The following is a 26192-nucleotide window of genomic DNA, read 5'->3' as shown; positions in this document are numbered from 1 at the left end:
AGTAATATGGTAACATATCTAATTATAAGCTTTGTGCGTACTTTATTTATGTCGCTAATTCTTCCTATTTTACTAATTGCTTTTGCAGTAACAAAACGCAGTACTATAAAGCCCAAAATACAAATTAAGCTGTTTATTAATTGATTTTGATGTGTATCTATAAATTCATTCATAATCCTAAGCTATCTCTAAAATGTAAATCTTTATTTCCGTTTTGTTGCCAATAGGCTGTTTGTATTCTTTTATTTAAAGTTGCAGTAGTTGTTAGTGTTTTTTTATCTGACCCAAAACCACTTTTATGTGTTTCTGTAAAACTTTCTATAGTGTGCGGAAAAGCTGTAGAGAACGTTATTGTTAAGTTGCGCTGCAAATCAGGATAATCTAAACTATAAATGCTTACATTATCTTTAGTGGTTTTAGTAACCTTTGCTGCATATGCTTTTAATTTTTTATGAGAAAACCTAATGTATGTAAAAGACGGAATAATTTGTAAATTTCCCGTTGGTAAACTATCTGGGTTAATTCTAATTTTTGCCCAAAGATCGTTCTCTAAAATATTTTTTTCAAGGGTGAAATTTTCATCTCCTTCGCTTTCAAAATAAGAAAAAGAAGAAACCTCAAATTTTTCTTTATTGTTTAGCTGAGAAAATACTTGTCCGCACCATTCTTGTACAGAATTTGTTATTTTTAATGAAGCAGAATTATCACCAACAGGATAAAAAGTGCTAGACATTACAGAATAGGGGTAAATACCAGTTAAAAATTTCTTGGTACTATTTAATTTTAAAACAGGAATGTTTGTATTACTAGGTAGATCTGCTTTTACCTGTTTTTTAGCGCTAAAAGGCTCTGTAACAAAAACCAAAACAGCAGAACCTTGTCTTAACTCGCCATACCTAGCTTGTTCTAAATTGTATGATGTTATTTCTGCCGTACCATTGTACCAATATTTTTTAAATTGGTTAGATACTGGCTTTGGCTTTTCTTTTTTTATAACTTTTTTAGGAGTAGTAACAGCTATATCTTGGTTGTGTACTTTTTCTTTACAGGCATTAGACATTAATAGCGTAATTGCTATTATACCTAGTTCAACTAATTTTTTCATAACAAATACATTTTAAGTAAAATTACTTAAAATGTTATGCATTAGCTATAGTTAGCAAAGTTTTATAAACTAAATGCGTAGGTAGGCCAACAACGTTAGGGTAGGAGCCAATAATTTCTTCAATAGCAATTAAGCCAATCCACTCTTGTATACCATAAGCTCCAGCTTTATCTAGTGGTTTGTAGTTTTCTACATAATACGTAATTTCCTCCAAGCTAAGCTCTTTAAATTTTACTTTTGTAATATGACTTTCTGTAATTTGCTTATTTTTAGATGTAAAACATACAGATGTAGCTACTTGGTGCCAAGAGTTAGATAGTTTTGTAAGCATAGCAATAGCATCTGCAGTGCTTTTGGGTTTGCCTAGCTGCTCATTATTGTGCCAAACAATAGTATCAGATGTTATTAAAATATCTTTCTCTTGGAGTGATTTTTTAAAAGGTTCTGCTTTTAAAGCAGCTAAATAATCTGTAATTTCTTCAGCATGTAAATGATTAGGAAAAACCTCTTCAATAGGTCTAACATCAACCTTAAAGTTAATATCTAATTCTTTAAAAAACTGATGCCTTCTTGGGGAACCAGAAGCTAAAATAATGTTATAATCTTTTAATTTTTCAGAAAGCATTTAGTCGTTTTTAGCGCTGTAATTATCATTCCATTTACCTTGTGCTTTTAAAACCTGCTCAATAACATCTCTAGCGCAGCCTTTACCGCCATTTTTTTGAGAAATATACTTGCTTACAGCTTTTATTTCAGGTATAGCATCTTGCGGACAAGTAGGCATGCCAACTAATTGCATAGGTGGCACGTCTGGCATATCATCACCCATATATAAAACATTTTTTGGGTCTATATTGTTGGTAGATAAATACTCTTTTATAGGTTCTATTTTTAAGTGAGCGCCTAAATAAATATCCTTTACGCCTAAACCTTTAAATCTAGTGCGTACACCTTCACTAGTGCCACCAGATATTATACAAACATTAAAACCTTTTTGTATAGCAGTTTTAAGGGCGTAACCATCTTTAACATTCATTTTACGTAGTAATTCTCCGTTTTCGGTAATCAGTACATTTCCGTCTGTAAAAACACCGTCTACATCAAAAACAAAAGTGGTAATATTATGTAAGTATTCTTTATAACTTTTTTCCATAAGTGTTGGTAATAGATTTGCTAATAACGCTATATATTTCTTTATGCGTATTGTTTGTTAATTGGGTTAAGTGACGTTGCATTGTACCTATGTCATTACGTTTTGCTGGTCCTGTTTGTGCATCGTAAGGAGATAGTTTGTGTAGTTTTGTAACGGTTTCTTGTATTAAGGGTGATAAAATTGAAAAAGGAACCTTGTTTTCTTCACAAATTTCTTGTCCAACTTGGTACATATGATTGCTAAAATTATTGACAAAAACGGCAGCTAAATGTATAGATTTTCTTTGTTCTGATGATATTTTATGCACACTGTTAGAAACACTTTCTGCTAGTTGAAGAAGTAATGTTTCATCAGCATTATTTTCTGCTTCAATACAAATAGGAATTTCTTTAAAATTTACAGTAGCACCTTTGCTAAACGTCTGTAGTGGATAAAAAGATCCTTTTCGGTTTTTATCATTTAAAGCAGCAATAGCAACACTGCCAGAGGTATGCACTACTAATTTATTTTCTAAGACTAATTGTGAAGATATATTGGAAATACTATCATCTGTGGTAGCAATAATATATATATCTGCATTAGGTAAATTGCTAATGTCAGTAGTTGTATTTATACTATTTTTTAAGGGGAGTAATGCTGTTTCTGTACGGTTGTATACCATTGCAATAGATACATTTTTTAGCTCACTAAATGCATTGTATAAGTGTGTACCAATATTTCCTAACCCTATAATAACTACCCTAATCATACTACAAAAGTACAGTTAATCTGCTTAAAACTATTATTCTTTACAACCAATTGTTACTGCGTGTGTGTGCCCTGCATTTGTACTTGCAGCTATGGTTATAGCATTATTAGTTTTTAAGGTTGCAAAATTTTCTGTTGTAATGGTAAGCATATGCTCGTGTCCTGTAGCGCCAATTAATGGGTATACTTTTGTGGTGCCGCTAATTATGTCTTGCGTAGGAATTTCTAAGGTGTGATTGTGATTGCCTGTAATAGTAATTTCAGCTCCATTTTCTATGCAATTTCCTTTTGGTCCCTCTTCTGTATCTGCGTCAGAATCATCATCACTAGAACAACTAAAATTTATAAGAACGGGAAGAATAATAAGAGCAAAACAAAGAAATTTTTTTAAGGGTGTAACGCTAATCATAATAATAGTTTTTTTGTCTTTTATTAATACTTTGTTGCTTAATTTTGTGACTAATGCATTCATAATTATTTGCTAATGTATTAAATAGAATTTGTAATATGAAAAAACTAGAGCTTACAACTAAAGAGAATGTATATGTATTGGTCTCTGCATTCTATGATAAAATACGAAAGGATGAAACTTTAGGTCCAATTTTTAACGGTATAATTACAGATTGGGACCATCATTTACAACACCTTACTAATTTTTGGAGCAATCAGTTATTTATAGAGCGGGGTACATACAAAGGTAACCCTATTGCTGTGCATAATAAAGTAGATAATTTTACAGGTAATACCATAAACGAAATGCATTTTGGTATTTGGCTTAATCATTGGTTTGCAACTTTAGATGAACTTTTTGAAGGCGATAATGTAAATATTGCTAAAAACAGGGCTCGTAATATGGGGTCTAACATTCATATTCATATTTTTAATGCTAGACCAAAGACTAGCTAATAAATAGTTAAATATTAGGGTTTCATTAACACATTTATTGTTGTTTTAGGTACAAAAAAACACAAAAAGGGCGTATTTTTGCAAACCAAATTCACATAGTATTATCCAAGATGGTAAATTTAATTAAGAAGTTCTTTTTCTCTACACGTTTAATGTCATTTCTCTTTATTGCTTTTGCAACAGCATTAGCTCTTGGGACATTTATAGAAAGCTGGTATAGCACAGATACAGCAAGAATTTGGATCTACAATACCACTTGGTTTGAGGCTATAATGGCCTTTTTTGTAATTAACTTTTTAGGAAACATTTCTAGATATAAATTATTGCGCAAAGAAAAATGGGCAGTATTGCTGTTACACCTTTCTTGGATATTTATAATAATTGGTGCATTTGTAACAAGATACATTAGTTTTGAGGGGATGATGCCTATACGTGAAGGCGAAACTGAAAATGTATTTTATTCTGATAAAACATACATTTCTACCATAGTTTATGGTGAAAAAGACGGAGTAAAAATGCAGAAAAAGCAAGAGTATCCTATTCTTGTAACAGCAGAGGGTTTAAAGTCTAGTTTGCCAATACACACAAATTTTGATAAAACAGAATACAGTATTAAATATGCTGGTTTTATTGATGGAGCTAAAGAAGGATTAATTATTGGTGAAGAAGGAAAAAACTTTTTAAAAATAGTAGAATCTAGTAGTGGTGGTCGTCATGATCATTATCTAGAAGAAGGAGTTGTACAAAGCATACATAATATTTTATTTGCTTTAAATAAACCAACCAAAGGTGCTATTAATATTACGGCAACAGACTCTAGTTACACTATACAATCTCCGTTTGAAGGTACTTTTATGCGAATGGCAGATAGGTTACAAGGTGGCGTTAAAAAAGATACGGTACAAAAACTGCAATTACGCTCTTTATATCAAATGGCAGATATGCAATTTGTAATGCCAGACTCTTTGGTTAAAGGTAAAAACGGAATTATACCTATACCAAAAGAGGAACGTACAAAAAATATGGCAGATGCCTTAATTTTAGATGTTACTGTAAATGGTAAAACTGTACGTAAAAAATTACTAGGGTCTAAAGGTATGTTGCAGTTTGCAGATCCTTTTAAAATTGGCGATTTAGAGTTTAGGATGGCTTATGGTTCTAAAATGTACGAATTGCCTTTTGCTATTAAGTTGAATGATTTTATAGCAGAAAAATATCCTGGTACAGAAAAAGGGTATGCGTCTTTTATGAGTAAGGTTACTATTGAAGATGAAAAGCCATTTGACTATGATATTTTTATGAATCATATATTAGATCACAAGGGATATCGTTTTTTTCAAGCAGGTTTTGATCCTGATGAAAAAGGGACAAAACTATCTGTTAATCACGACCAATGGGGAACTTGGATTACTTATATTGGTTATTTTATGTTATATGCAGGTTTAATGGGTATTATGTTTTTTGGAAAAACAAGATTTAAAGATTTAGCGGTTTCTTTGGACAAAATTAAAGCTAAAAAAGCAAAACTTACGTCTGTTTTAGTTTTAGGTGCTTTGTTGAGTTTAACTTCTCAAAGTGTAAATGCACAACAGCATAGTCCTGGCGATGGTCATAACCACGCAGCAGTACCTAGTCAAGAAGTTGTAGATTCTATTATTTTAGCAACTGCAGTATCTAAAGAACATGCAGAGGAGTTTGGTAAGCTAGTGATTCAAGATGAAGGTGGACGTATGAAGCCTTTAAACACATTTACATCAGAATTACTACGTAAATTAAGTTTAAAAGATAAATACTTAGGCTTAACATCAGATCAAGTGTTTTTATCTATGATGACTAACCAACAATTGTGGGCTAATGCACATATTATTGCTATTGATAAAAAAGGGTATAATGATAGTATACGTAAAGTTATAGGTGTGCCAGCTGGGCAACGATATGCAACTTTAATGGACTTTTTTGATGAAAAGCAAAGTTACAAGTTAGATCCGTTTTTGGTAGAAGCTACTGCAACTAATAATCCTAATAAATTTCAGCAAGATTATAAAGATGTTAACATTAGATTAGGGCTTTTAAACAGAGCTTTAAGTGGAGAAATTTTAAAGGTTTTTCCGCTATTAAATGTAGATAATAATAAATGGATATCTGCTTTAGAATATAGAAGTAACAATGGTCAGTTTCCTGTCCAAGAAGAATTGTACGATAATTTTATAAAAAATGCTATACCATATTATTTATTAGAATTGCAAAAAGCAAGAGAATCTGAAGATTATACAAAAGCTAATACAATGTTAGCTGGTTTAAAACAAAATCAAATAAACCACGGAAAAGAAGTATTACCGTCAGACAGAAAAATAAATATAGAAGTAATTTACAATAAGCTTAATATTTTTAATGTGCTATATAAGTCATACGCTGTTGTGGGCTTATTTTTATTTATTATTTTAATTTTTCAAATATTTAAAGATCGTAGTGTTTGGCGTGTAGCTGTTTACTTTTTTAAAGGGACAATTTGGTTGTTGTTTTTATGGCATACAGCAGGCTTAATATTACGTTGGTATATATCTGGACACGCACCGTGGAGTGATGCTTACGAGAGCATTATTTACGTAGCTTGGGCTACTTTAGGTATGGGCTTATTATTTGCACGTAAAAGTAATTTAACAATTGCAGCGGCTACTTTTGTTACTGCTATGTTATTGTGGATAGCACACCAAAACTGGGTAGATCCATCAATATCTAACCTAGTGCCAGTTTTAGATAGTTATTGGTTAATGATACACGTTGCGGTAATTGTGGGTAGTTATGGACCATTAACCGTTGGGATGATCCTAGGGGTTACATCATTAATACTAATTATACTAACAACCAAGAAAAACAAAGAGCGTATGGATCTTAACTTGAAAGAGTTAACCATAATTAATGAGCTTGTTTTAACAACAGGACTTGTTATGCTTACTATAGGTAACTTTTTAGGAGGTATGTGGGCTAACGAAAGTTGGGGACGTTATTGGGGTTGGGATCCAAAAGAAACTTGGGCATTAGTATCTATTATGATTTATGCTTTTGTTGTGCATATGAGAATTGTACCTGGTTTACGTAGTAAGTGGTTGTTTAACTTTGCAAGTATTGTTGCTTTTGCAAGTATTATGATGACGTATTTTGGAGTAAACTTTTACTTAGCAGGTTTGCATAGTTATGCTAGTGGAGCGCAAGTTATTACCCCTATGTTTATATGGTATACAGCAGCAGGTGTTGTGGTACTTGGTTTAATAAGTTACTGGAGATATAAAGTAAACTATTCTAAATAGTTTACTTTCCGCCATTGGCTTTTAGGTCTGCTATACATTGTGGATCTAACGTTGGTATTTGTCCTCCTGTAATAGAGTTTAAAAGTCCTTCCCCTGTTTCTGCAGTCCAGTACATTAAGCAATTATCTACATCACAATGCTTACCGTGTGCTATGTCTTGGTGGTCTGTTTGCATTTCAGATCCAACATTAACTAAACCAAGTAAGTGTCCAAATTCGTGATTTAAAACGGTAGTAGATAATACTGTTCTGCTTGGAGCTAGAGGTTTGTTACTAAAAGTTTTTACAGTGTTTTCAAAAATAGCAAAAGATGTGTTTTGGTAGGCAATTCCTAAAACAGAGCCATTTTCTGTATTTCCGGCATATTTTGCATCTAAATAAATACCAAAAACAGCAATTTTATCATTTGTATTATACTGAGTACGCAAGTTGTTTTCCATAGCAATAATATCATCAACCGTGTAAGCAGTTTTTGCGGGTACAGTAATTTCTTCAAGTCGAATTTCCCAACCTTTAGATTTATTTAATCGTTCTGTAACAAAAGATTTAAAATTTTCTACAGTTTCATCTGTAGGTTTATAATCTTTTACGTAGAATATTTCAAAAACAGTAGTTTTATATTTGTCATTAGCCAGTAAATCGTTTGCTGAGTCACCTACATTTTTTCTATTTCTGTCTTTCATTTCTTCAGTAATAACTTCGTTGTTATTATCAGTAGATGATGCGTCAGATTCGCTATCTGTAGAGCAAGCGCTAAATAAGCTAATTATTAAAAGGAAATAAACAGTTGTTTTAAGGTTCATTATGTTGTTATTTATTCAAATTATAATAGTGTTGTTAAATTTATATACGTCTAATAATGCCAAATAGTTTTGTTAGGTTGTTTAGGTTCTAAATTTGTAACTTTGGTAGAGCAACTAAATAACACTAAAACTAAAAAAATGAAGCAATCTAAAGCAGGGTTAAACACAATATGCACACATACAGGAGAGGTAGAAGATAAACAGTTTAAAGGCGCTGTATCTCCTTTATATATGAGTTCTTCCTATGCTTTTGAAGGCGTAGATGTTAAGCGTTACCCAAGGTATTTTAATACACCAAACCAAGAGGCTCTTTGCAGAAAGGTAGCAGCATTAGAACATACAGAAGCCGGATTAATTTTTGGAAGTGGAATGGCAGCTGTAAGTACATCTTTATTGGCTTTTTTGCACGCTGGAGACCACGTTGTACTACAAAAAACATTATATGGTGGCACGTATAACTTAATACAAGAAGAGTTTACTAAGTTTGGAATAGAATACTCTTTAACAGAGGGTTTAAAGGCTGAAGATTTTGAAGCTAAAATAAAAGAAAATACAAAGGTTGTTTATATTGAAACACCATCTAATCCTTTGCTTACGATTACAGATTTAAAGGCGGTTGCAAATTTGGCTAAAAAGCACAATTTAGTATCTATGATAGATAATACTTTTGCAAGTCCTGTAAACCAAAACCCAATAGATTTTGGAATAGATATAGTTATACACAGTGCTACAAAATATATGGGAGGACATTCTGATATTTGTGCAGGTGCTGTAGCATCTTCAGCAGAATATATAGATAAGATTTTTCAATTAGCAAAGAATTTTGGAGGTAGCTTAAGTGATTATACAGTTTGGTTGTTAGAACGTAGTATGAAAACGATGGGAATTAGAGTAAAAGCTCAGAATGAAAATGCACAAAAAATGGCAGAATATTTACATCAAAATAAAGATGTAGAAGTTGTGTATTATCCTGGTTTAGAGTCGCATCCAGACCACGAACTAGCAAAGTCACAAATGAAAGGTTTTGGAGGTATGTTATCTTTTGAGCTTAAGGACGACATAAATGCTATGAACTTTCAAAATGCATTAGAGCTTATAAAACCATCTATGAGTTTGGCAGGGGTAGAGAGTACTGTTTTGTCGCCAACGCAAACATCTCATTCTTTATTAAGTGCAGAAGAAAGAGAAAAACAAGGTATTAAGGATGGTTTAATTCGTTTTTCTGTTGGTATAGAAGAAGTAGAAGATTTAATAGCTGATATAGAACAAGCATTAGCTAAGGTAAAATAGATTAGAATAAAATGAAGTTAGATATATTAGTTTTTGGGGCGCACCCAGATGATGCAGAGCTGGGAGCAGGAGCTACAATAGCAAAGGAAATTGCAAATGGTAAAAAAGTTGGTATTGTAGATTTAACACGAGGTGAATTAGGTACTAGAGGAACAGCACAAACTAGAGATGAGGAGGCTACAGAAGCGGCTAAAATTTTAGGTGTTTCTGTTAGAGAAAATTTAGCTTTTAAAGATGGTTTTTTTGTAAATGATAAAGCGCACCAATTAGAAGTAATTAAAATGGTACGTAAATACCAGCCAGAAATTGTATTATGCAATGCTATTGATGATAGGCATATAGACCACGGTAAAGGGAGTAAACTTGTTAGTGATGCTTGTTTTTTAAGCGGGTTGTTAAAAATAGAAACAACAATAAATGGAGAAGCTCAGGAAAAATGGAGGCCTAAAAACGTTTATCATTATATACAGTGGAAAAATATAGAGCCAGATTTTGTGGTAGATGTTACAGGCTTTATAGATACCAAAGTAAAGTCTGTTTTAGCATACAAAACTCAGTTTTACGATACAAATAGTAATGCGCCACAAACACCTATTACGAGTCAGAATTTTTTACAAAGTGTAACTTATAGAGCTCAAGATTTAGGGCGTTTAATAGGGGTGGACCACGCAGAAGGTTTTACTGTAGAGCGCTTTGTAGCTGTAAATAGTTTGGATGACTTAATTTAAGGGATTAAATCTCTTCTTTTGGTAATTCAAAATAAAATGTACTACCAATACCTAAGGTGCTTTCTATCCAGATTGTGCCTTTGTTATTGGTGATCATTTCTTTACACAAAGGAAGTCCTAGTCCTGTACCTTTTTCATTATTGGTACCATAAGACACTGCTATTGCACTTTCGTTGGTAAATAGCTCTTCAATTAATTCTGGTTTAATTCCTATACCAGAATCTTTTACGCTAACAATCCAGGTGTTTTCAGTTTCTTTAGCGTTTAAAACTATGTTGCCATCTGTTTTAGTAAACTTTATAGCGTTACTAAGTAGATTGCGTATAACAACACTCGTTTGGTTTTTATCAGCCCAAACAATAGCGTTTGCAGGTATGTTATTTGTGATACTAATGTTTTTATTTTCAGCAAGCTCAGCTAATAAGTTAATATTGTTTTGAGTAAGGTTGTTTATTTTGGCTTTTGAAGGAGAAGTAGAGCCTCCGTTCATTTGTGTTCTACTCCAAGATAACAGATTTGTTAGCGTAAAAAATAAAGCATCAACATCACTCTTTAGTTTTGGTATAAAACGTATAAAATCTTCTGCTTCTACATCTTTAGAAACAAACATATCTAAAAGGCTTTGTAAAGCAGCAATAGGATTTCTAAGATCGTGACCAATAATAGAAAATAGTTTATCTTTTGTTTTATTTATGTTTTCTAATTCGTTCTCTCTCTTTTTTAATATTTCGGTTTGCTCTATAAGCTGGTTGTATAATTTTTTTCTAGTATTAGCTTGTATTTTTATAAGTAGTAAAATAAAACTTAATACAACTAAAGCTGCAATTGCTATATAAAGGTAATTTTGATGTTTGTCTATTTCTTTTTTAGCATCTGCCTCTGTATCTCTTTTTTGCCTTTCGTATTCTGTTCTTGTTTTAAATGCACCTAAGCTGTTGCTGTTTTCTCTTCTTAATATAGAATCAGAAGTTTTTTTAAACAATTCCAGACTTTCTAATGCTAAATCTGTTTTGTTATTTTGTTTGTGTATTTGGTAAAGTGTTTCGTAAGATTCCTCTAGTTCTTCTAGTAGTTTAAATCTTGTTCCTATTTCAATAGCTTTGTTAACGGCAGTTTCAGCTTTGTTCATCTGCTTTAGACTTAAGTAAGCTTTAGCTTTTGCGTTCTCTAAAGACATTACAGTTCTATCGTCTGTTAATTCTTTTAAAATATTTTCACTAATACCTAGCCATTTTAAAGCTAATTTTGGCTGTTTTTGTTCAATTAATATTCTTCCTTTATTTATATAGCAATAAGATAGCCATTCTTTTTCCCCTTTTTTTTCAAAAGTGGCAATACTATTATCTATATATTTAGTGGCTAAGTCTAATTCATTCACTCTAATGTAAATGTCAGACATATTGGCGTATGTTTCTGCAATGTATATAGGGTTGCCTATTTCTTTGTTTAGCTTGTCTACTTCTTTATATAAGGCAATACTTTGTTTGTAGTCTTTTTGGGAAGCATATAAACTAGCGGTGTTATCTTTTATGAAAGATAAAAGTACTTTTTCATCGTTTTCTAGAGCTAAATCTGCACCTTTTAAATAAGCTTTTAAAGCTTCTCCATTTTTTCCAATATATGCATATTCAGAACCAAGTTGATTAGATAAACTAATTTGACCATCTATATAATCAATTTTCTCTGCTATGTTTAAAGCTTCTGTAATTTGTTTTATGGCTAAATCAAAGTCTCCTTGGTAAGAGTTGTAGTATGCAAAATGAGATAAAGCATCTGTTTTACCTTTGCTGTAGTTTATAGTTTCACTTAGTTTGTATACTCTGTCTGATATAGCTTTTAAGCTATCTACGTTTTCATACCTGTAATAACTAGCTAAAGATGTAAGTAAATCTATGTAGTTTTGTTTGTCTTCTTTAGTTTTTAATTTTTCAGATGCATTTTCTACTAATGCTCTAATACTGTCTATTTTAGATTGTGAATTGGCAGATAGCACAGAAAAGCATACAAGTGTAAGTGTAATTATTTTTTTAAGTAAATTACTTTGTAAACTATTGTTCATGTGACAGTGAAAAATGTGTAAAAATGCCTAGCAATATATTGATAACGAACTAGTTTAACAAGTTTTTAAGTTAAAAAATATGGTATAACTAGTAATTGTAATCCTGTATTATGAATTTAAAAATTTTAGTATTAATTATAGTGTGTATTGATAATTGTCTTCTCCCTTTGGAACAGTAAAATAAAATATAGTTCCTTTTCCTAATTTACTTTTTGCCCATAAATTACCTCCATTATTTTCTACCATTTCTTTACTTAAAGAGATGCCTAAGCCTGTTCCTTTTTCATTATCAGTACCAAAGGTAGTATGACTTTGGTTTGGAGTAAATACTTTACTTAAGTCTTCTTCACTCATCCCTATGCCAGTATCTTTTATGGTAACTTCAATAAATTGATATTTTTCTTGTGCGTCTATTGTTATTTTTCCTCCTTTAGGAGTAAACTTAAGTGCATTGCTAATTATGTTTCTAATAACAATATCTATTTGGTTTGGATCAGAAAATATCATAGTATTTTCTGGAATTTCATTTACTAACGTAATAGATTTCTTTTTAGCAGTTTCGCCTAATAAATTTATGTTGTTCTCTGCTAAAGTATTTAATTCTGCTAATGTAGTATTGGTAGTTGCACCATTCATCTGTGTTTGTCCCCATGATAGTAAGTTGTTTAATGTAAAAGATATATGATCTACATCTTTTATAAGTTTAGGAACAAAGTCTCTAAACTCTGTTATGGCTAAATCGCCAGACTTCATCATTTTTAAAACATCTAATAATGCACCTATTGGGCCTCTTAAATCATGTGCAATAATAGAGAATAATTTATCTTTTGTTTCATTAATCTCTTGCAGTTCTTCTTCTCTGTTTTCTAAAACAACTTGCTTTAATTGCAACTCTGTATTAAGCTTTTTATGAGCTTTTCTACTTTTAGACATCATATAGGTTATAATACCCCATATTATTAAAATAGAGATGCCTATGTAAATAGCACTCCTAATTCTTGCATTCTCTAGTTTATCTACAACTTCTTTAGTTTCTTTTAGTTTATCTCTCTCAATTTTTGTTTGAAGCATTAATAAACTACGCTTGTTCTCTTTTCTGGATAAAGAATCTGTTACTTTTTTATATAGTTCATGAAAAAACAATGATTTTTCAAAGTCTTTTTTGTTTTTATTTATTTTATATAAGATGTCAGAAGCGCTTTCTATATTTTTAATAGAGTTAAGTTCTTTTGCGTCATTGTAAGCTGTAAGTGCGTATAATTCTGCTGTATCTGTATTTTTGTTGCCAAAATGTGCATATGCTAAACCACTCAGTAAATTTAGCCTGTCTCTGTTGTTTTTTATTTGGTCATATAAATGAAAGCTTTGGTCATACCAACGTATAGCCCATGTGTATTTTTTTTGTTTTAAGTAAATGTCTCCCTTTACTCTATAGGCCTTTGCTATCCATCTAATATTATTGTATTCTTCAAAAATGCTAATACTCTTATTAATGTTAAACATAGCATTATTAATGTTGCCTATTTCACTTTGTAAATAAGCATAATTACATAGCGTTTTTGCAGAGTAAAAATCATCCTTAATAATAAGGTTTAGTTTTATAGATTTTTCTAAGAATAATAATGCTTGTTTGTAATCTTTTTGAGCAGAGTAGAGGTTGGCAATATTTTCGTTCATTACAGAAAGCATTCTGTTGTTATTGCTTTTTTCGGCTAATTCTACTCCCTCTAAATATATTGCCAAAGAATTGGCGTAGTTACCAAAATAATAATAAGATTTTGCAAAATTATTCATTATAGACAATTGTAAATTACTGTCTGTTGTCTTTTTGCTTTCTTCTAGAGCTTTTATATATAATGTATTTGCTTTTTCACTATTACCGGCATCAGAATAGTAATTGGCTGTTTGTAAAAGAGCATTGCTTATACCGTAACTGTATTCTAATTCTTCGCTAAGTTTTAAAGACTCATTAGCTAAAATTAGTAAACTGTCAGAATTATAAAAACGAAGTCTTTCTGCTTTGTTTATTAAGGCATTTACATAAATTGTGTCTTTTTTAACCAAGTCACTACTAATAGTAGGAGTATTGACACCATTTGCTTTTGTAATACAGCAGAATAATAGTGTACAAAGTAAAGACAGTAGATAATACGGCCTTCTTATATTTAAACAATACACTTTATATTGTGATTCTATAACCATTAATTTTATTGCTATTCTGTATTTGTAACTAAAACGTGAATTTAATAGTAAGCATATGCATTGGCTAATTAATGTTGTGAAATAACATATTTTGTGTGTTTGAACTGCTTTTTTGTACTTGTTAACGACTGCCGAAAAATAATAAACAGGGGCTAAACTACGATAAATATTGATAATTAGTACGTTACAATCTATTTTTTAAATATATTAAAATATGATGCAAAATATTTTGATAGATAAAATAAAAAAAATTATCTTTGCATCCGCTTACAAATGGTGGATGTAGCTCAGCTGGTTAGAGTATCGGTTTGTGGTACCGAGGGTCGCCGGTTCGAACCCGGTCTTCCACCCAAAAGCAAAGCCTTATCAATTTTGATAAGGCTTTTTTGATTTTAATAGATGAATAATAAACAAGTAAACCCTTTACTAATTATTTAGTAAAGGGTTTACTTGTTTTAAAAAGCTAGGTTTTTAATCTATTCTGTAGGTTTATCTACAACTAGTTTGTTTGCTCTGTTAGCAATTTCCCATGCTGTGTAAAAAACTAATCTAGTTCTGTTCTCTAATAGATCGTAGTTAATCTTATCTGGAGTATCAGATGGTTGATGATAATCATCATGAGTACCGTTAAAATAGAAAATAATAGGAATGTTGTTTTTAGCAAAGTTGTAGTGATCACTTCTGTAGTAAAAACGGTTAGGATCATTTTCATCATTATAAGTATAATCTAAAACAACATTGGTGTATTTTTTATTTACTTCTTCAGATAAATTGTGTAATTCTGTACTTAATTTATCAGATCCAATAAGGTAAATATAGTTTCTGTCTCCTTCACGCTTAGGGTCAATTCTACCAACCATATCAATATTTAAATCAGCAACAGTATTTTCTAAAGGAAAAATTGGATCTACATCTGTATAGTGCTGAGAACCTAATAGACCTTTTTCTTCACCAGTAACGTGTAAAAATACAACAGAACGTTTTGGTCCGTTACCATCTAATTCTGCCTTTCTAAAAGCTTCAGCAATTTCTAGTAATGCAACAGTACCAGAACCATCATCATCAGCACCATTATTAACTTGTCCGTCTGCAGATACACCAATGTGGTCTAAGTGAGAAGATATAACAAGGTATTCATCTGGTTTCTCAGAACCTTTAATGTAAGCAACTACATTTTCAGACTTTACATCTTTATTGCCGCTTTTTAAATCTACATTTAAAGTAGTGTTAACAACTTTAGGTGTGTTATCTGTAGCAATGTTTTTAACAATGGCGTTTGCTAATTTAGAATTAACTAAAATTGTTGCAAACTTATTAGGTGTTGCAGGTTTAGGTGAAATTCTTTCTCTACCGCTTTTTTTCATTTGAGCAAAATATTGCTGGTATCTTGGGTAGTTGTTTTCGTCGTAAAAAATAATACCTACTGCACCTTTTTCTTTTGCAGTTTCAACTCTTTTTGCTAATGCTTCAGAAGGGTTGTTCCAAGAAGATTTTTCTTTAGAACCAGACAATACATAAGTACCATCATCATTTTTAGGTTCTCCTACTTTAGCTACAATAATTTTATCTGTAACGTCTAGGTTTTTATAGTCAGAGTAGTTTTCTTCTTCTATACCAAAACCTACATATACAACATTAGTGTAGTCTCCAGAAGCAGCAGTAGTAGCAACATAATCCTCTCCTAATTTGTATTCCGTTCCGTTTATGCTAAGAGAACCTGTAGGTAGTTTAGATATCTCTAAAGGAACATCTTGAAAGTAGTTACCATCTGCTTTAGCTGGTTTAATACCTAAACCTATATATTCTTTTTTAATGTATTCTATAGCCTTTTTTTGTCCAGGTTTTCCTGTCTCACGGCCTTCAAATTCATCAGAAGCATAAGTGTATAAGTGTGTTTTTAATTCAGCTTCGGTAATAGTGTTACCATAAGTTTCTGGATTAGCTTCCACAGCCTTTTCCGTTTTCTTTTCGCCTGTAGTTTTCTGAGTCGAATTACAGCTTACAGCCAAAGCTAAGGCTATAAATGCTAGTTTTTTCATATTTGGATTTTTAATTGTTCTTGTATTTTGAAAAGTACTAAAAAATGGGCAATTATAAGTTATGCTTTAGGTTGTTTGTTAACATTTTAATAACAATGCTCTTTTGTTGTGTTTTTGCAAGTGTAAGCTGTTTTTACGTATGTTATTGTTAGTTTTATAATTAAATTTATAGCAATAATGTGTTTTTGTTTATTCTGTTACAGTCTTTTTTTAAAGGCTTTACAGTGGTTTTAATGGTTATTTAAGTCTTTGTTAGATAACTTCTTGTTTTTTTATTAATATTTCAGCTTTTGTATTAACCTTTAGTTAATAAAATTACTTCTGTTGCAATATTTTAATGTATTTTGTGTTATTTAACATATTAAATAGTAAGTATTTATACCTTTAATAAAAGTTAGGTTATTGCCACTGCTTTTAGGTGCATGACTAATTATTTGATTAAAATTTTACTAAGCAATAATACATATTGTAGTTGTTTTAAAATGGAAGAGATTATGTTGGGGTTTACAGCAGGTGTAAAATAATTGATATTATTAATGTTAGAATAAAAAATAAAAACAACCCATAACAAAACCTCTAACCAACCTTTCTTTATGAAGAATTCTTTTTCTGAACGCTTAAACTACAAGGCAGAACGCTTTTTAAGCAAAGGAGGCTCATCAATCTTTAAGAGTCTTTTAATTATATTTATCGTTGTATTTGTATTTCTGGTAGGACTGCGATTATTACTTATAAATCTTTTTCCTAGTCTAGATTATACAGGAAACATTTTTAGAGATATTTGGGTTACTTTTTTAGAAATGACAGATCCTGGTAATATGAATCAGGATAATGATGCACCAACTTTTTTAAAGGTTTTAACGGTTTTATCTGGCTTAACTGGTGTTATTTTGCTGTCTATGCTTATTGGTTTTATTACAACTGCCTTAGATACAATGTTGTATGATTTTAGAAAAGGTAGGGGTAAGGTTATAGAAAGTAATCACACTATTATTTTAGGATGGAATGAGCGTGTAGTAGATGTTATAAGAGAATTGATTTTAGCTAATGAGAGCGAGTCTAAAGCGTCTGTTGTTATTTTATCTAACACAGATAAAGAAGAAATGGATAACTTAATTACTAAGCGTTTGCCAGATATGATGACGACAGAGGTAATTACAACTCAAGGAGATTATGCCAATATTAACGAACTAAAACGTATTAATTTACACTCGGCTAGGTCTATTATAATACTTGCTGGTTGTTCTGAAAGTGCAACTTTAAGTAAAAAGAAAGCTAGTGATGTACAATCTGTTAAATCTATCTTGGCAATTACAGCCTGTCAAAATGGTAAAAACGAGTTGCCAATTATTGCAGAGATTTTTACCAAAGAAAAAAGGGATATTATAAGCTTTTTTGAAGATGATAATATTATTGCTATTGATAGCTGGAATATTATGGGTAAACTTTTAATACAGACATCGTTAACAAGTGGTTTGGATTCTGTCTACAAAGAGATTTTATCTTTTGATGGCTGTGAAATATACTTTTATGAAGATGATTGGAATAAGGTGCCTTTTGGAGAATTAAGTTATTATTTAAAAGACGGTATTCCGTTGGGTATTTACTCAGAGGAAGAAGGTTTGGTGCTTAGGCCTCCAGTAGATAAAGTACTAAACAATGGAGATTCTGTTGTAATTTTAGCAGAGGATGATTCTACAATATCTTTTGAGGGGAAGCAATACTTTTTTCCTAATAGAGATAAAAAAATTATTGATGTTCGTTTAGAGCAGAAGAAAAAACGAATTTTAATCTTAGGTTGGCATAAAGTGGCTGAAGTTTTTATAGAGGAGGCTACGGATTACTTATTGGAAGGTTCAGATTTTGATATTTTGTTTGATGAACCTACGGATGAATTAACGCAGATAGTTACAGAAATTAAAGGTTTATATCCAGATTTTAATATCAATTTGCATAATTCTAATCCTTTAGATCTACATAAGCTTGAAGAAGTTAATCCAGAGGGTTATGATACGGTTGTAATATTGTCTCAGAGTATGGAAGAGCAATCTGCAGATAAAATAGATTCTGATACCCTAATTATTTTACTGTTACTACGTAAACTAGTACAAAGCGCAGACGGACTACATATAATTACTCAGGTTTTAAATTCTGAAAATCAAGAAATAATTACACAAACAAATGTAGATGATTTTATAATTAGTAATAAGCTAATTACAATGATATTGGCGCAATTGAGTGAAGAGGCTTTAATGAAGACTTTTTACGACGATATTTTCTCTGAAGATGGAAGTGAAATTTATGTAAAACCAGCAACACTTTATTTTGATACTTTTCCGCAGAAAATAACTTTTGCAGATGCTATTTTTTGTGCACAACAGAGAGATGAAATTTGTCTAGGAATTAGAAAAGGTAATTTAAGCAAAAGCTTAGAAAATAATTTTGGTATTACTTTAAACTTATCTAAAGACACAGAAATAGAATTATTAGAAGATGATTTTTTAATTGTATTATCTGAAGACGAGCTGTAAAATAGTGACTTTAAAACATTAAAAAGGAGTTTATTTTACAAAATAAACTCCTTTTTTTATATGATACATTATCTTAAATAATACTCGTAAACCAGTGTGATATATGAGATAGACCATTAGAAACTTCATTAATTAAAGGAATGTCATAGCTTAAACCTTTGCCAACAGAATATATTACAAATAACACATAAAGTAGTAATAGTAACTTTGCGTGTATTCCTTTTATGCCTTTTTTAGAAAGTATAAATATAAAAAATACAATTACGGTTAGTATTAAAAGTAGCACTCGCAATTGCCCTATGTTTTCAATAGTGTCTGCACTCATTTCTATAGGTCCGTATATTAATGTAAACAAGAATAAAGGAAAACCCAAAGCAAAGCAAACATCAAATATGTTACTACCTAAAGCATTAGCAACAGCGTCATCATAATTACCTTTCATTGCATCTTTGTAAGATATAATAGTGTCTGGTACACTTGTAGCAGCAGATGCTAAAACAACAGAAACAAAGTAAATAGGCATACCAGTTGCAGCACCAAATTCCTGGCAAGCTTCTACCAGCCAAAAACAAGCTAATCCTATAAATAAAACGGAAACAATTAGTAATCCAATAGCTTTTACTTGGTTTATTTTAGAATCTCCAAGAACAACAGTAGCTAAATCACCTTTAAATAAGGCAACGGCTCTGTTGCCGCCATCAGCCTCTTCTTCGTAGTCGTTTTCTACTTCACCTGGTCCTTGACTAAGTAGCATATAGCCAACGTAAACAAAGTAAAGTGCCATTAAAATTAAACCGTGGATCCAATTTAAAGATGTACCGCTAATTACAAATATTAAAGCTAACTCTGCTAAAATTAATGCTATACCATCTCTGTATATTACTTTTTTAGAAACTTCTATTTTGGAAGTTATCTTTTTTCCTATTACAACTAAAATTACAACCGCAGGTATAATCATTGCATTAAAAACAGCGCTACCAGCTGTTGTGCCAATACCACCAGAAAACCCGTCTTTATCTTTTAACACAAACAAAAAAAACAGTGTAGTAAATAATTCTGGTAAGCTACTGCCTATAGCGTTTATAGTAGCACCTTTTATACCTTCTTTCATGTTTCTGCCTAGGTAATTAGATGCCATTTCAAAGCCATCACAGGCTCTCCAAATTATAATACAGGTTATTAATATGAGTCCTAGTGAAGTTAAAATTGCCATAAATAGTTTGTTGGTTTTGGGTAAATTTAAATAAATAAAATAGAAAATGTTTAAAAATATTATTGGGTGGCATCAAATGCAATTAATATGTAACATTTGTTACGTTCTATTTGTTAGAAAATATAGATATTTACGACTCTTATTTGTAGTATGACAAAATATTTAGATGCTTTTATTAGTGCTTTTTCAGGTTCTTTAAGTTGGACCTGGAAGTCTATAATTTTAGATGTGCCTTGGTACACCAACTATTTTTGGGGATTATTACTTATTTCCTTAGTTGTTTGGAGTTTAGAAATTGTATTTCCTTGGCGTAAAAATCAGTCTATATTTAGAAAAGATTTTTGGTTAGATTTTTTCTATATGTTTTTTAATTTCTTTGTTTTTTCTATAGTTATTAGTGGTTTTTACAAAGTGTTAGAGTTATTGTTTAACTCTAGTGGTATTACAATTAAAAGCTTAGCTATTGTAGATTTGTCTAAGTTGCATATGGCTTGGCAATTATTAATTTTCTTTATAGTTCTAGACTTTGTGCAGTGGTTTACACATGTATTGTTGCATAAATTTCCTGTATTGTGGAACTTTCATAAAGTGCACCATAGTGTTAAAGAAATGGGTTTTGCTGCTCATTTACGTTACCATTGGATGGAAAACGTATTGTATAAGCCATTAAAAACCTTTAGTGTTTTAATTTTAGGTGGTTTTGAGCCAGAACAAGCATATATAGTTCACTTTTTTGCAATTACTATAGGGCATTTTAATCATTCTAACATAAAAATTACGTGGGGACCATTAAAATATATATTTAATAATCCGGTAATGCACTTATATCATCATGCATACACAATACCAGAAGGTTCTTATGGTGTTAATTTTGGAATTAGTTTAAGTCTTTGGGATTATATTTTTAAAACAAACTACATACCAGAAGATAGTGGTACAATACGTTTAGGTTTTAAGGGTGATGATCATTTTCCTAAAGGATTTGTAAAGCAGAATTTATACGGTTTTACAAAAGATAAAAATGTAGAGTAGTGTTTATTGATTTTTATGGTTTAATTAAATTGTAATTATCTATAAAAAACCTTTTTTACATAAACTGTGGTATGTAAAAAAGGTTTTGTGTTTGTCTTAGTTACTCTTTAAATTACTTAACCCAAAGGCTGTCTGTAAAATAATGTTTACAATCTAAAAAGTTTGTAGCAAGAGTGTAACCTGTTTTTGTGGCTAAATCTTCAATCTCATTAAGGTCGTATTTTTTAGATAACTCTGTCCAAATAAGCTCATTCTGATTAAAATTAATCACTTTATCTAACTTTTTAAGGTAAACCTGTTGCTTTTTAAGGCTTACAATGTAACTTTTTACTTCTCCGTTAGTTGGGTTGTAATGGCAATAAAAATCAAAATCATCAATTTTAAAATCGGCTTCTAACTCTCTGTTAATACGTAGTAATAGGTTAAGGTTAAAACGTTTTGTAATTCCGTCTTTATCAAAATACGCATTGTGTATGGTAATAGGGTTCTTTTTTAGATCTATGCCAATTAGTAACTTATCCTTAGGCTTCATATTCTTATTAAAAAGCTGTAGTAGCTCTGTAGCTTCATCATAAGCATAATTACCAATGTTACTTCCTAAAAATAGCAGTAAACTTGGTGTAGTGTCTTGTTTAAGCTCTTTAAGCATTTTAAAATAGTCGCCAATTTTAGGTTTAATAGATACATTTGGTAAGCGTTCTTTTAGTTTTTTGGTAAGCATATCTATTGCTTCTTTGCTGATATCTATTGGTATGTAGTGAAAAGCAATGTTGTTTTTCTCTAAATATTCTAATAGTTTAAAAGTTTTAAACCCGTCGCCAGCACCAAACTCTATAATGTTAAACGGTACGTTAAACTCTAGCGCATCAACAATTTGTTTTGCTTGAAGCGATAAAATCTCAAATTCACTATCTGTTAAATAGTATGATTGCATGTGCATAATTTCCTGAAAAATTCTGCTACCTGCATCATCGTAAAAGTATTTAGAAGAAAGGTGTTTTTTTGGCGTACTTAGGCCGTCTAATATATCTTTATCAAAAGTATAATCCATAATTTATTGTGCAAGTCTTATTCCAGAAAATAACCAACGCATATCTGGCTGAAAAAAGTTTCTGTATGTTTTTCTACTGTGGTTCTCTTGTGTTGCTATAGAGGCTCCTCTAAGCACGTGTTGGTTAATCATAAACTTACCATTATACTCACCTAAAGCACCTGGGGCTTTAGAAAAGTTAGGGTAAGGCAAATAGGCACTATTGGTCCATTCCCAAAGCTGACCGTAGTTTAGGTGTTCTGCAGCAACTTCCCACTCAAATTCCGTAGGTAAGCGCATTTGTTTCCATTCTGCATAGGCATAAGCTTCGTACATACTAATGTGTGTAACCGGTTTATTTAGTTCTACGGGTTTAAAACCATCAAGAGTATAGTAGTGCCAAACGTTTTTAACCTTGTGCCAATACAGCGGTGCTGTAATATTATTTTTTGTGATAAAGTCCCAGCCTTCTGCGTGCCAAAGGTTAAAGTTGGTGTAGCAACCGGCTTCTATAAATGCAATATACTCTGCATTAGTAGTTAAGTTGTTGCTAATTTTAAAATTATGAATATAAGTTTTGTGAACACCTAATTCATTGTCAAAACTAAAACCAGAAGTGTTGTGTCCTATTTGGTATACGCCTTCTTTTATGCTAATAAACTCTTGTTTTTGTGTAATATCATTTAGTATAATATTGTTTTTAAGAGTAGGGAAGGTGGGCTGATTACCAAAAATGTATTTAATATCATAATAAAACAACTCTTGGTGTTGCTGCTCGTGGTTTATACCTAGTTCTATAATTTCTATAGCTTCTTTTGGTGGGTTAGCATCTAAAAAGGCGCTCATTTTGTTATCTACATAGTCTCTATAAGTATAAACTTCGTCTACAGTTGGCCTAGTCATTAATCCTCTATTAGGACGTAAAACACGTTCGCCAGCATTGTTATAGTAGCTATTAAAAAGATATGCAAAATCGTCATTATAAACGGTATATTCTGGGCTAAATTCTTTTAAAACAAACTGCTCAAAAAACCAAGTGGTATGTGCTAAATGCCATTTAGGTGGCGACACAAATTCTTTTGGTTGAACAGAGTAATCTTCAGTTTTTAGGCCTTTACATATGTCTGTAAATTTGTTACGAGTATTTAGGTATGCGTCTTTTATATTAGTCATTTACTATGGTTGTATCTATAATAATATCACTTTGTAATGTTCTGTGAACAGGGCATTTAGAGGCTATCTCTTTAAGTCTTTGTTTTTGTACTTCATCTAGGTTGCCTATAAACTTTAATTTTTTAGAAAGATGGTCATATTTAGTTGGTTTATCAACATCTAGCATTAAATCTGCACTGTGTTTTTTTGCATACGTAATATAAACAAAAACTTCTTGTAAATCCCATTTTTTGCGCTGCGCATACATTTTTAAAGTCATTACGGTGCAAGCAGCTAAACCTGCACTTAGAAAATCGTAAGGAGACGGACCAAAATCATCACCTATATCTTCTGGTTCATCTGCAATTAAAGTATGTTTTTTGGTTTGTATTGTTGTGGTAAAATTGTCTTCTAGTAAGTTAAGGTGTCCAACCAATTGTTCACCATCTGTAGAGAGCATCTTGTTTTCTTTAGGCTCAAAATAACGCTGTACCCAAGTACCAATTACATTACCAGCATAAACACTATCTTTTGGGTTGGTAAGTAGGTGGTCTGCTTGGTCTAAACTTACAAAGCTTTTAGGGTGGTGTGCGGTTAAATAAAGCTCCTGAGCGTTGTCTACACCAACTATGGTGTCTATAGGTGAGTGCAGTATTAAAATAGGTTTACGCAGCTCTTTCGTGATTTTAGGTAAATCGGTTTTACTAAAATCTTCAGCAAATTCTTTATTTATTTTAAATGGCCTGCCCCCAATATTAACTTCAACAGCACCTTTTTCTGGTATGCTATCAACATCGTGAGTAAATAAATGTGTTACGTGGCTAGCTGTAGAAGGTGTGCCAATGGTAGCAACTGCCTTAATATTATCTAGTTTTGATGCTGCTACAATAACGGCTGCCCCACCAAGTGAGTGTCCAACCAGTAGGGAGGGAGCATCATAATGTTCTTTTAAGTAATTATTTACGGCAATAAGGTCTTCTACGTTGGCAGAAAAATGACTGTTTGCAAATTCTCCTTCACTACGTCCAAGCCCAGTGAAATCAAATCTAAGAACACCAAAACCGTGACTAGTTAAAGATCTGCTAATGTTTTTTACTGCTGTTAATGTGCTGCTACAAGTAAAACAATGAGCAAAAATGGCAAAGTAGTTTGGTTTTTGGTTTGCAGGCAGCTCTAAATATCCTTGTAGCTGTAATCCATTTTTATTTTTTATGTGTAATCTAGTGCTCTTCATAAGTTAGTTTTGATGTGTTAACGTGCTTAAAAAAACTTGTTTAGTGACAGTTGTAGTTTATGTGTAATGTATGTTTTGTAAAAGAGTTTATTAGTTTTTTTGATAGTAATTTTTAAACTTTTTTTGTGATGGATAAAAGGTTAAAAATGTGTAAACTTTTGTGGTAATTTCATTTTCAAATTCAGGTTGTAAATCGTTTACAGTGGTTTTAATTTAGTGATGGAAAACACATAAAATTCCGATCGGTATTTTTTATAAAGCACACATTTTTGAATATTTTGTATTGTTTTTAAAAATTTGTTATCCAGTTATTTAAGTGTTTTGATTTGAATATAAAGTTTAATAATTAATACTTGAGGTGAATTTGTGTTTTATCCTATTGAAGAAATAAAACTTTGTTGGACTCTCTGCACCCCAATGAACAATTTATAAACAGCTTTTGTGCACAAATGGCATCTGCCATCTAATACAATTATATAAAGTTGTTTTTCTATCATTCTAAACTAAAAGAAAAACTATTCTACAACTTCTACACCTTTCCAAAAAGCAACATAACCTTCTATTGGTTTTGCCATTTTTGACACCTCTGGGTAATGCCAAGCAGCATCTTTATTTTCCTTACCATCTACAGAAAGGCTATAGTAATGGGCTTTTCCTTTCCAAGGACATGTAGTATGTGTAGTTGATGCTGTAAAAAACTCTTGCTTAATGCTCTCTTTAGGAAAATAATGATTGTTTTCTATTACTATAGTATCATTACTCTCTGCGATAACAGTGTTGTTCCAAATTGCTTTCATAAATGTGGTTTTTAATTTATTTGTTATTATTGGTTATTTTGTCGGAAAAAAGGGTTTAAAATTACAGTGCAACTATGGTGTTGCTTAGCAGTTAATTAGCTGTTTTGTTAGCGGTATTCGGGGTTTTCAAAGCTCCACTTTTTGCCATTATCCCAGCCTTCACGAGAATTACCATAACTTGGGTAACCACCTTGTTCTTTCAACATTTTTGCTAAATGCATAAGGTTGTAGGTCATAAAAGTGGTATTTCTGTTGGTAAAGTCAGACTGCAAGCCAACAGGGGTGTCTAGTTTTTCTCCTTTCCACTCGGTGTCTCCGTAGCTAGGTCCTGGGCCAACCTCACCAATCCAACCAGCATCTGCTTGTGGTGGTATAGAATATCCAATGTGCTGTAAAGAGTACAAAATACCCATTGCGCAGTGCTTAACACCATCTTCGTTGCCTGTTATGATTGTGCCACCAACTTTTCCGTAGAACAAATACTGTCCCTTTTCATTTGTCATACCACTCATAGCATATAATCTTTCAATAAGTTTTTGAGCAATAGAAGACTTTTCTCCTAACCAAATGGGAGTCCCCATTATAAGGATATCTGCGTCTATAATTTTTTTAAATAGTTCTGGCCATTCATCTTTTTCCCAGCCATGTTCTGTCATATCTGGATAAACACCACTAGCAACATCGTGATCTACAAGTCGTAATTGATCTACAGTTACATTCTCTTTGCGCATAATTTGCTTAGAAACCTCCATAAGTTTAGAAGTATGACTTTCTGATGGTGATTTTTTTAGCGTACAGTTAATGTACATTGCCTTTAAATTACTAAAATCTGTTTTTTGCATAGGATCTGTTTTTTAGTTTTGA

Annotated in this window: 21 protein-coding genes and 1 tRNA gene; 7 read left to right on the top strand and 15 right to left on the bottom strand. The window is 31.6% G+C overall.

Going from position 1 to position 26192, the window contains the following annotated elements; all coding sequences use genetic code 11:
• Window positions 1–169 precede the first annotated feature (169 nt).
• From ABJD66_RS02445 to ABJD66_RS02425, 5 genes are read right to left on the bottom strand one after another with little or no spacing between them, the layout of a single operon-like run.
• On the bottom strand, window positions 170–1105 hold the full coding sequence (locus ABJD66_RS02445; RefSeq protein WP_348127803.1) for a septum formation inhibitor Maf: 936 nt from the start codon (window positions 1103–1105) through the stop codon (window positions 170–172).
• A 34-nt stretch (window positions 1106–1139) separates the two neighbouring features.
• On the bottom strand, window positions 1140–1730 hold the full coding sequence (locus tag ABJD66_RS02440; protein WP_348127800.1) for a Maf-like protein: 591 nt from the start codon (window positions 1728–1730) through the stop codon (window positions 1140–1142).
• The gene (locus ABJD66_RS02435) at window positions 1731–2258 is read right to left on the bottom strand and encodes an HAD-IIIA family hydrolase (RefSeq protein ID WP_100895748.1); all 528 of its coding nucleotides are present in this window, start codon (window positions 2256–2258) and stop codon (window positions 1731–1733) included.
• Window positions 2242–3006 carry a DUF2520 domain-containing protein gene (locus ABJD66_RS02430; protein ID WP_348127796.1) on the bottom strand — a complete coding sequence of 255 codons (765 nt, stop codon included), beginning with the start codon at window positions 3004–3006 and terminating at the stop codon, window positions 2242–2244. Before ABJD66_RS02430 ends, ABJD66_RS02435 begins: the two co-directional genes overlap by 17 nt.
• 33 nt (window positions 3007–3039) lie before the next feature.
• Window positions 3040–3477: a hypothetical protein gene (locus tag ABJD66_RS02425; RefSeq protein ID WP_348127793.1), complete on the bottom strand. Its 438-nt coding sequence runs from the start codon at window positions 3475–3477 to the stop codon at window positions 3040–3042.
• Between the two features lie 35 nt (window positions 3478–3512).
• Between ABJD66_RS02425 and ABJD66_RS02420 the strand changes: the two genes are divergently transcribed.
• On the top strand, window positions 3513–3911 hold the full coding sequence (locus ABJD66_RS02420) for a group III truncated hemoglobin (protein WP_303541628.1): 399 nt from the start codon (window positions 3513–3515) through the stop codon (window positions 3909–3911).
• A gap of 110 nt (window positions 3912–4021) precedes the next feature.
• Window positions 4022–7219 carry a cytochrome c biogenesis protein CcsA gene (gene ccsA, locus ABJD66_RS02415; RefSeq protein ID WP_348127790.1) on the top strand — a complete coding sequence of 1066 codons (3198 nt, stop codon included), beginning with the start codon at window positions 4022–4024 and terminating at the stop codon, window positions 7217–7219.
• 1 nt (window position 7220) lies between these two features.
• Here the strand turns inward: ccsA and ABJD66_RS02410 are convergent, their stop codons facing one another.
• A complete protein-coding gene (locus ABJD66_RS02410; protein ID WP_348127788.1) occupies window positions 7221–8021 on the bottom strand; it encodes a membrane metalloprotease in 801 nt (266 codons plus the stop codon).
• A gap of 138 nt (window positions 8022–8159) precedes the next feature.
• On the opposite strand from ABJD66_RS02410, the gene ABJD66_RS02405 reads away from it, so the two are divergent.
• Window positions 8160–9311, top strand: coding sequence for a PLP-dependent aspartate aminotransferase family protein (locus ABJD66_RS02405; protein ID WP_348127785.1), 1152 nt, complete (start codon window positions 8160–8162; stop codon window positions 9309–9311).
• Window positions 9312–9322: 11 nt separating this feature from the next.
• Complete coding sequence (bshB1, locus tag ABJD66_RS02400; RefSeq protein WP_100895753.1) at window positions 9323–10039, top strand: bacillithiol biosynthesis deacetylase BshB1; 717 nt, start codon at window positions 9323–9325, stop codon at window positions 10037–10039.
• A 4-nt stretch (window positions 10040–10043) separates the two neighbouring features.
• On the opposite strand, the gene ABJD66_RS02395 is transcribed toward bshB1, so the two are convergent.
• A complete protein-coding gene (locus tag ABJD66_RS02395) occupies window positions 10044–12098 on the bottom strand; it encodes a HAMP domain-containing sensor histidine kinase (protein ID WP_348127781.1) in 2055 nt (684 codons plus the stop codon).
• Window positions 12099–12233: 135 nt separating this feature from the next.
• Window positions 12234–14300 carry an ATP-binding protein gene (locus ABJD66_RS02390; protein ID WP_348127779.1) on the bottom strand — a complete coding sequence of 689 codons (2067 nt, stop codon included), beginning with the start codon at window positions 14298–14300 and terminating at the stop codon, window positions 12234–12236.
• Window positions 14301–14575: 275 nt separating this feature from the next.
• Here ABJD66_RS02390 and ABJD66_RS02385 point away from each other — a divergent pair.
• Window positions 14576–14651: transfer RNA gene (locus ABJD66_RS02385), tRNA-His, on the top strand.
• Window positions 14652–14776: 125 nt separating this feature from the next.
• Here ABJD66_RS02385 and ABJD66_RS02380 read toward each other — a convergent pair.
• Entirely contained in the window at window positions 14777–16339 is a 1563-nt protein-coding gene (locus ABJD66_RS02380) for a M28 family peptidase (RefSeq protein WP_348127776.1), read from the bottom strand.
• Between the two features lie 593 nt (window positions 16340–16932).
• Here ABJD66_RS02380 and ABJD66_RS02375 point away from each other — a divergent pair.
• Window positions 16933–18870, top strand: a complete 1938-nt coding sequence (locus ABJD66_RS02375) for a hypothetical protein (RefSeq protein WP_348127773.1) — start codon at window positions 16933–16935, stop codon at window positions 18868–18870.
• Between the two features lie 73 nt (window positions 18871–18943).
• On the opposite strand, the gene ABJD66_RS02370 is transcribed toward ABJD66_RS02375, so the two are convergent.
• Entirely contained in the window at window positions 18944–20083 is a 1140-nt protein-coding gene (locus ABJD66_RS02370) for a sodium:calcium antiporter (protein ID WP_100895758.1), read from the bottom strand.
• 150 nt (window positions 20084–20233) lie between these two features.
• On the opposite strand from ABJD66_RS02370, the gene ABJD66_RS02365 reads away from it, so the two are divergent.
• On the top strand, window positions 20234–21115 hold the full coding sequence (locus tag ABJD66_RS02365) for a sterol desaturase family protein (protein WP_348127769.1): 882 nt from the start codon (window positions 20234–20236) through the stop codon (window positions 21113–21115).
• A 112-nt stretch (window positions 21116–21227) separates the two neighbouring features.
• Here ABJD66_RS02365 and ABJD66_RS02360 read toward each other — a convergent pair whose 3' ends face one another.
• The 5 genes from ABJD66_RS02360 to ABJD66_RS02340 form a co-directional block, all read right to left on the bottom strand.
• Window positions 21228–22166 carry an L-histidine N(alpha)-methyltransferase gene (locus ABJD66_RS02360; protein WP_348127766.1) on the bottom strand — a complete coding sequence of 313 codons (939 nt, stop codon included), beginning with the start codon at window positions 22164–22166 and terminating at the stop codon, window positions 21228–21230.
• A 3-nt stretch (window positions 22167–22169) separates the two neighbouring features.
• Window positions 22170–23318: an ergothioneine biosynthesis protein EgtB gene (gene egtB, locus ABJD66_RS02355; RefSeq protein WP_348127764.1), complete on the bottom strand. Its 1149-nt coding sequence runs from the start codon at window positions 23316–23318 to the stop codon at window positions 22170–22172.
• On the bottom strand, window positions 23311–24531 hold the full coding sequence (locus tag ABJD66_RS02350; protein WP_348127761.1) for a bifunctional alpha/beta hydrolase/OsmC family protein: 1221 nt from the start codon (window positions 24529–24531) through the stop codon (window positions 23311–23313). Before ABJD66_RS02350 ends, egtB begins: the two co-directional genes overlap by 8 nt.
• Before the next feature lie 515 nt (window positions 24532–25046).
• Window positions 25047–25328 carry a DUF427 domain-containing protein gene (locus tag ABJD66_RS02345; RefSeq protein WP_100895762.1) on the bottom strand — a complete coding sequence of 94 codons (282 nt, stop codon included), beginning with the start codon at window positions 25326–25328 and terminating at the stop codon, window positions 25047–25049.
• 107 nt (window positions 25329–25435) lie between these two features.
• Entirely contained in the window at window positions 25436–26170 is a 735-nt protein-coding gene (locus ABJD66_RS02340) for a flavodoxin family protein (protein WP_303541650.1), read from the bottom strand.
• Window positions 26171–26192 lie beyond the last annotated feature (22 nt).

The sequence above is a fragment of the Cellulophaga sp. genome (assembly GCF_039943695.1).
Taxonomy (GTDB): Bacteria; Bacteroidota; Bacteroidia; order Flavobacteriales; family Flavobacteriaceae; genus Cellulophaga.
The sequence above is the reverse complement of the archived record's forward strand: the minus strand, read 5'-3'. Positions and strand labels throughout refer to the sequence as shown.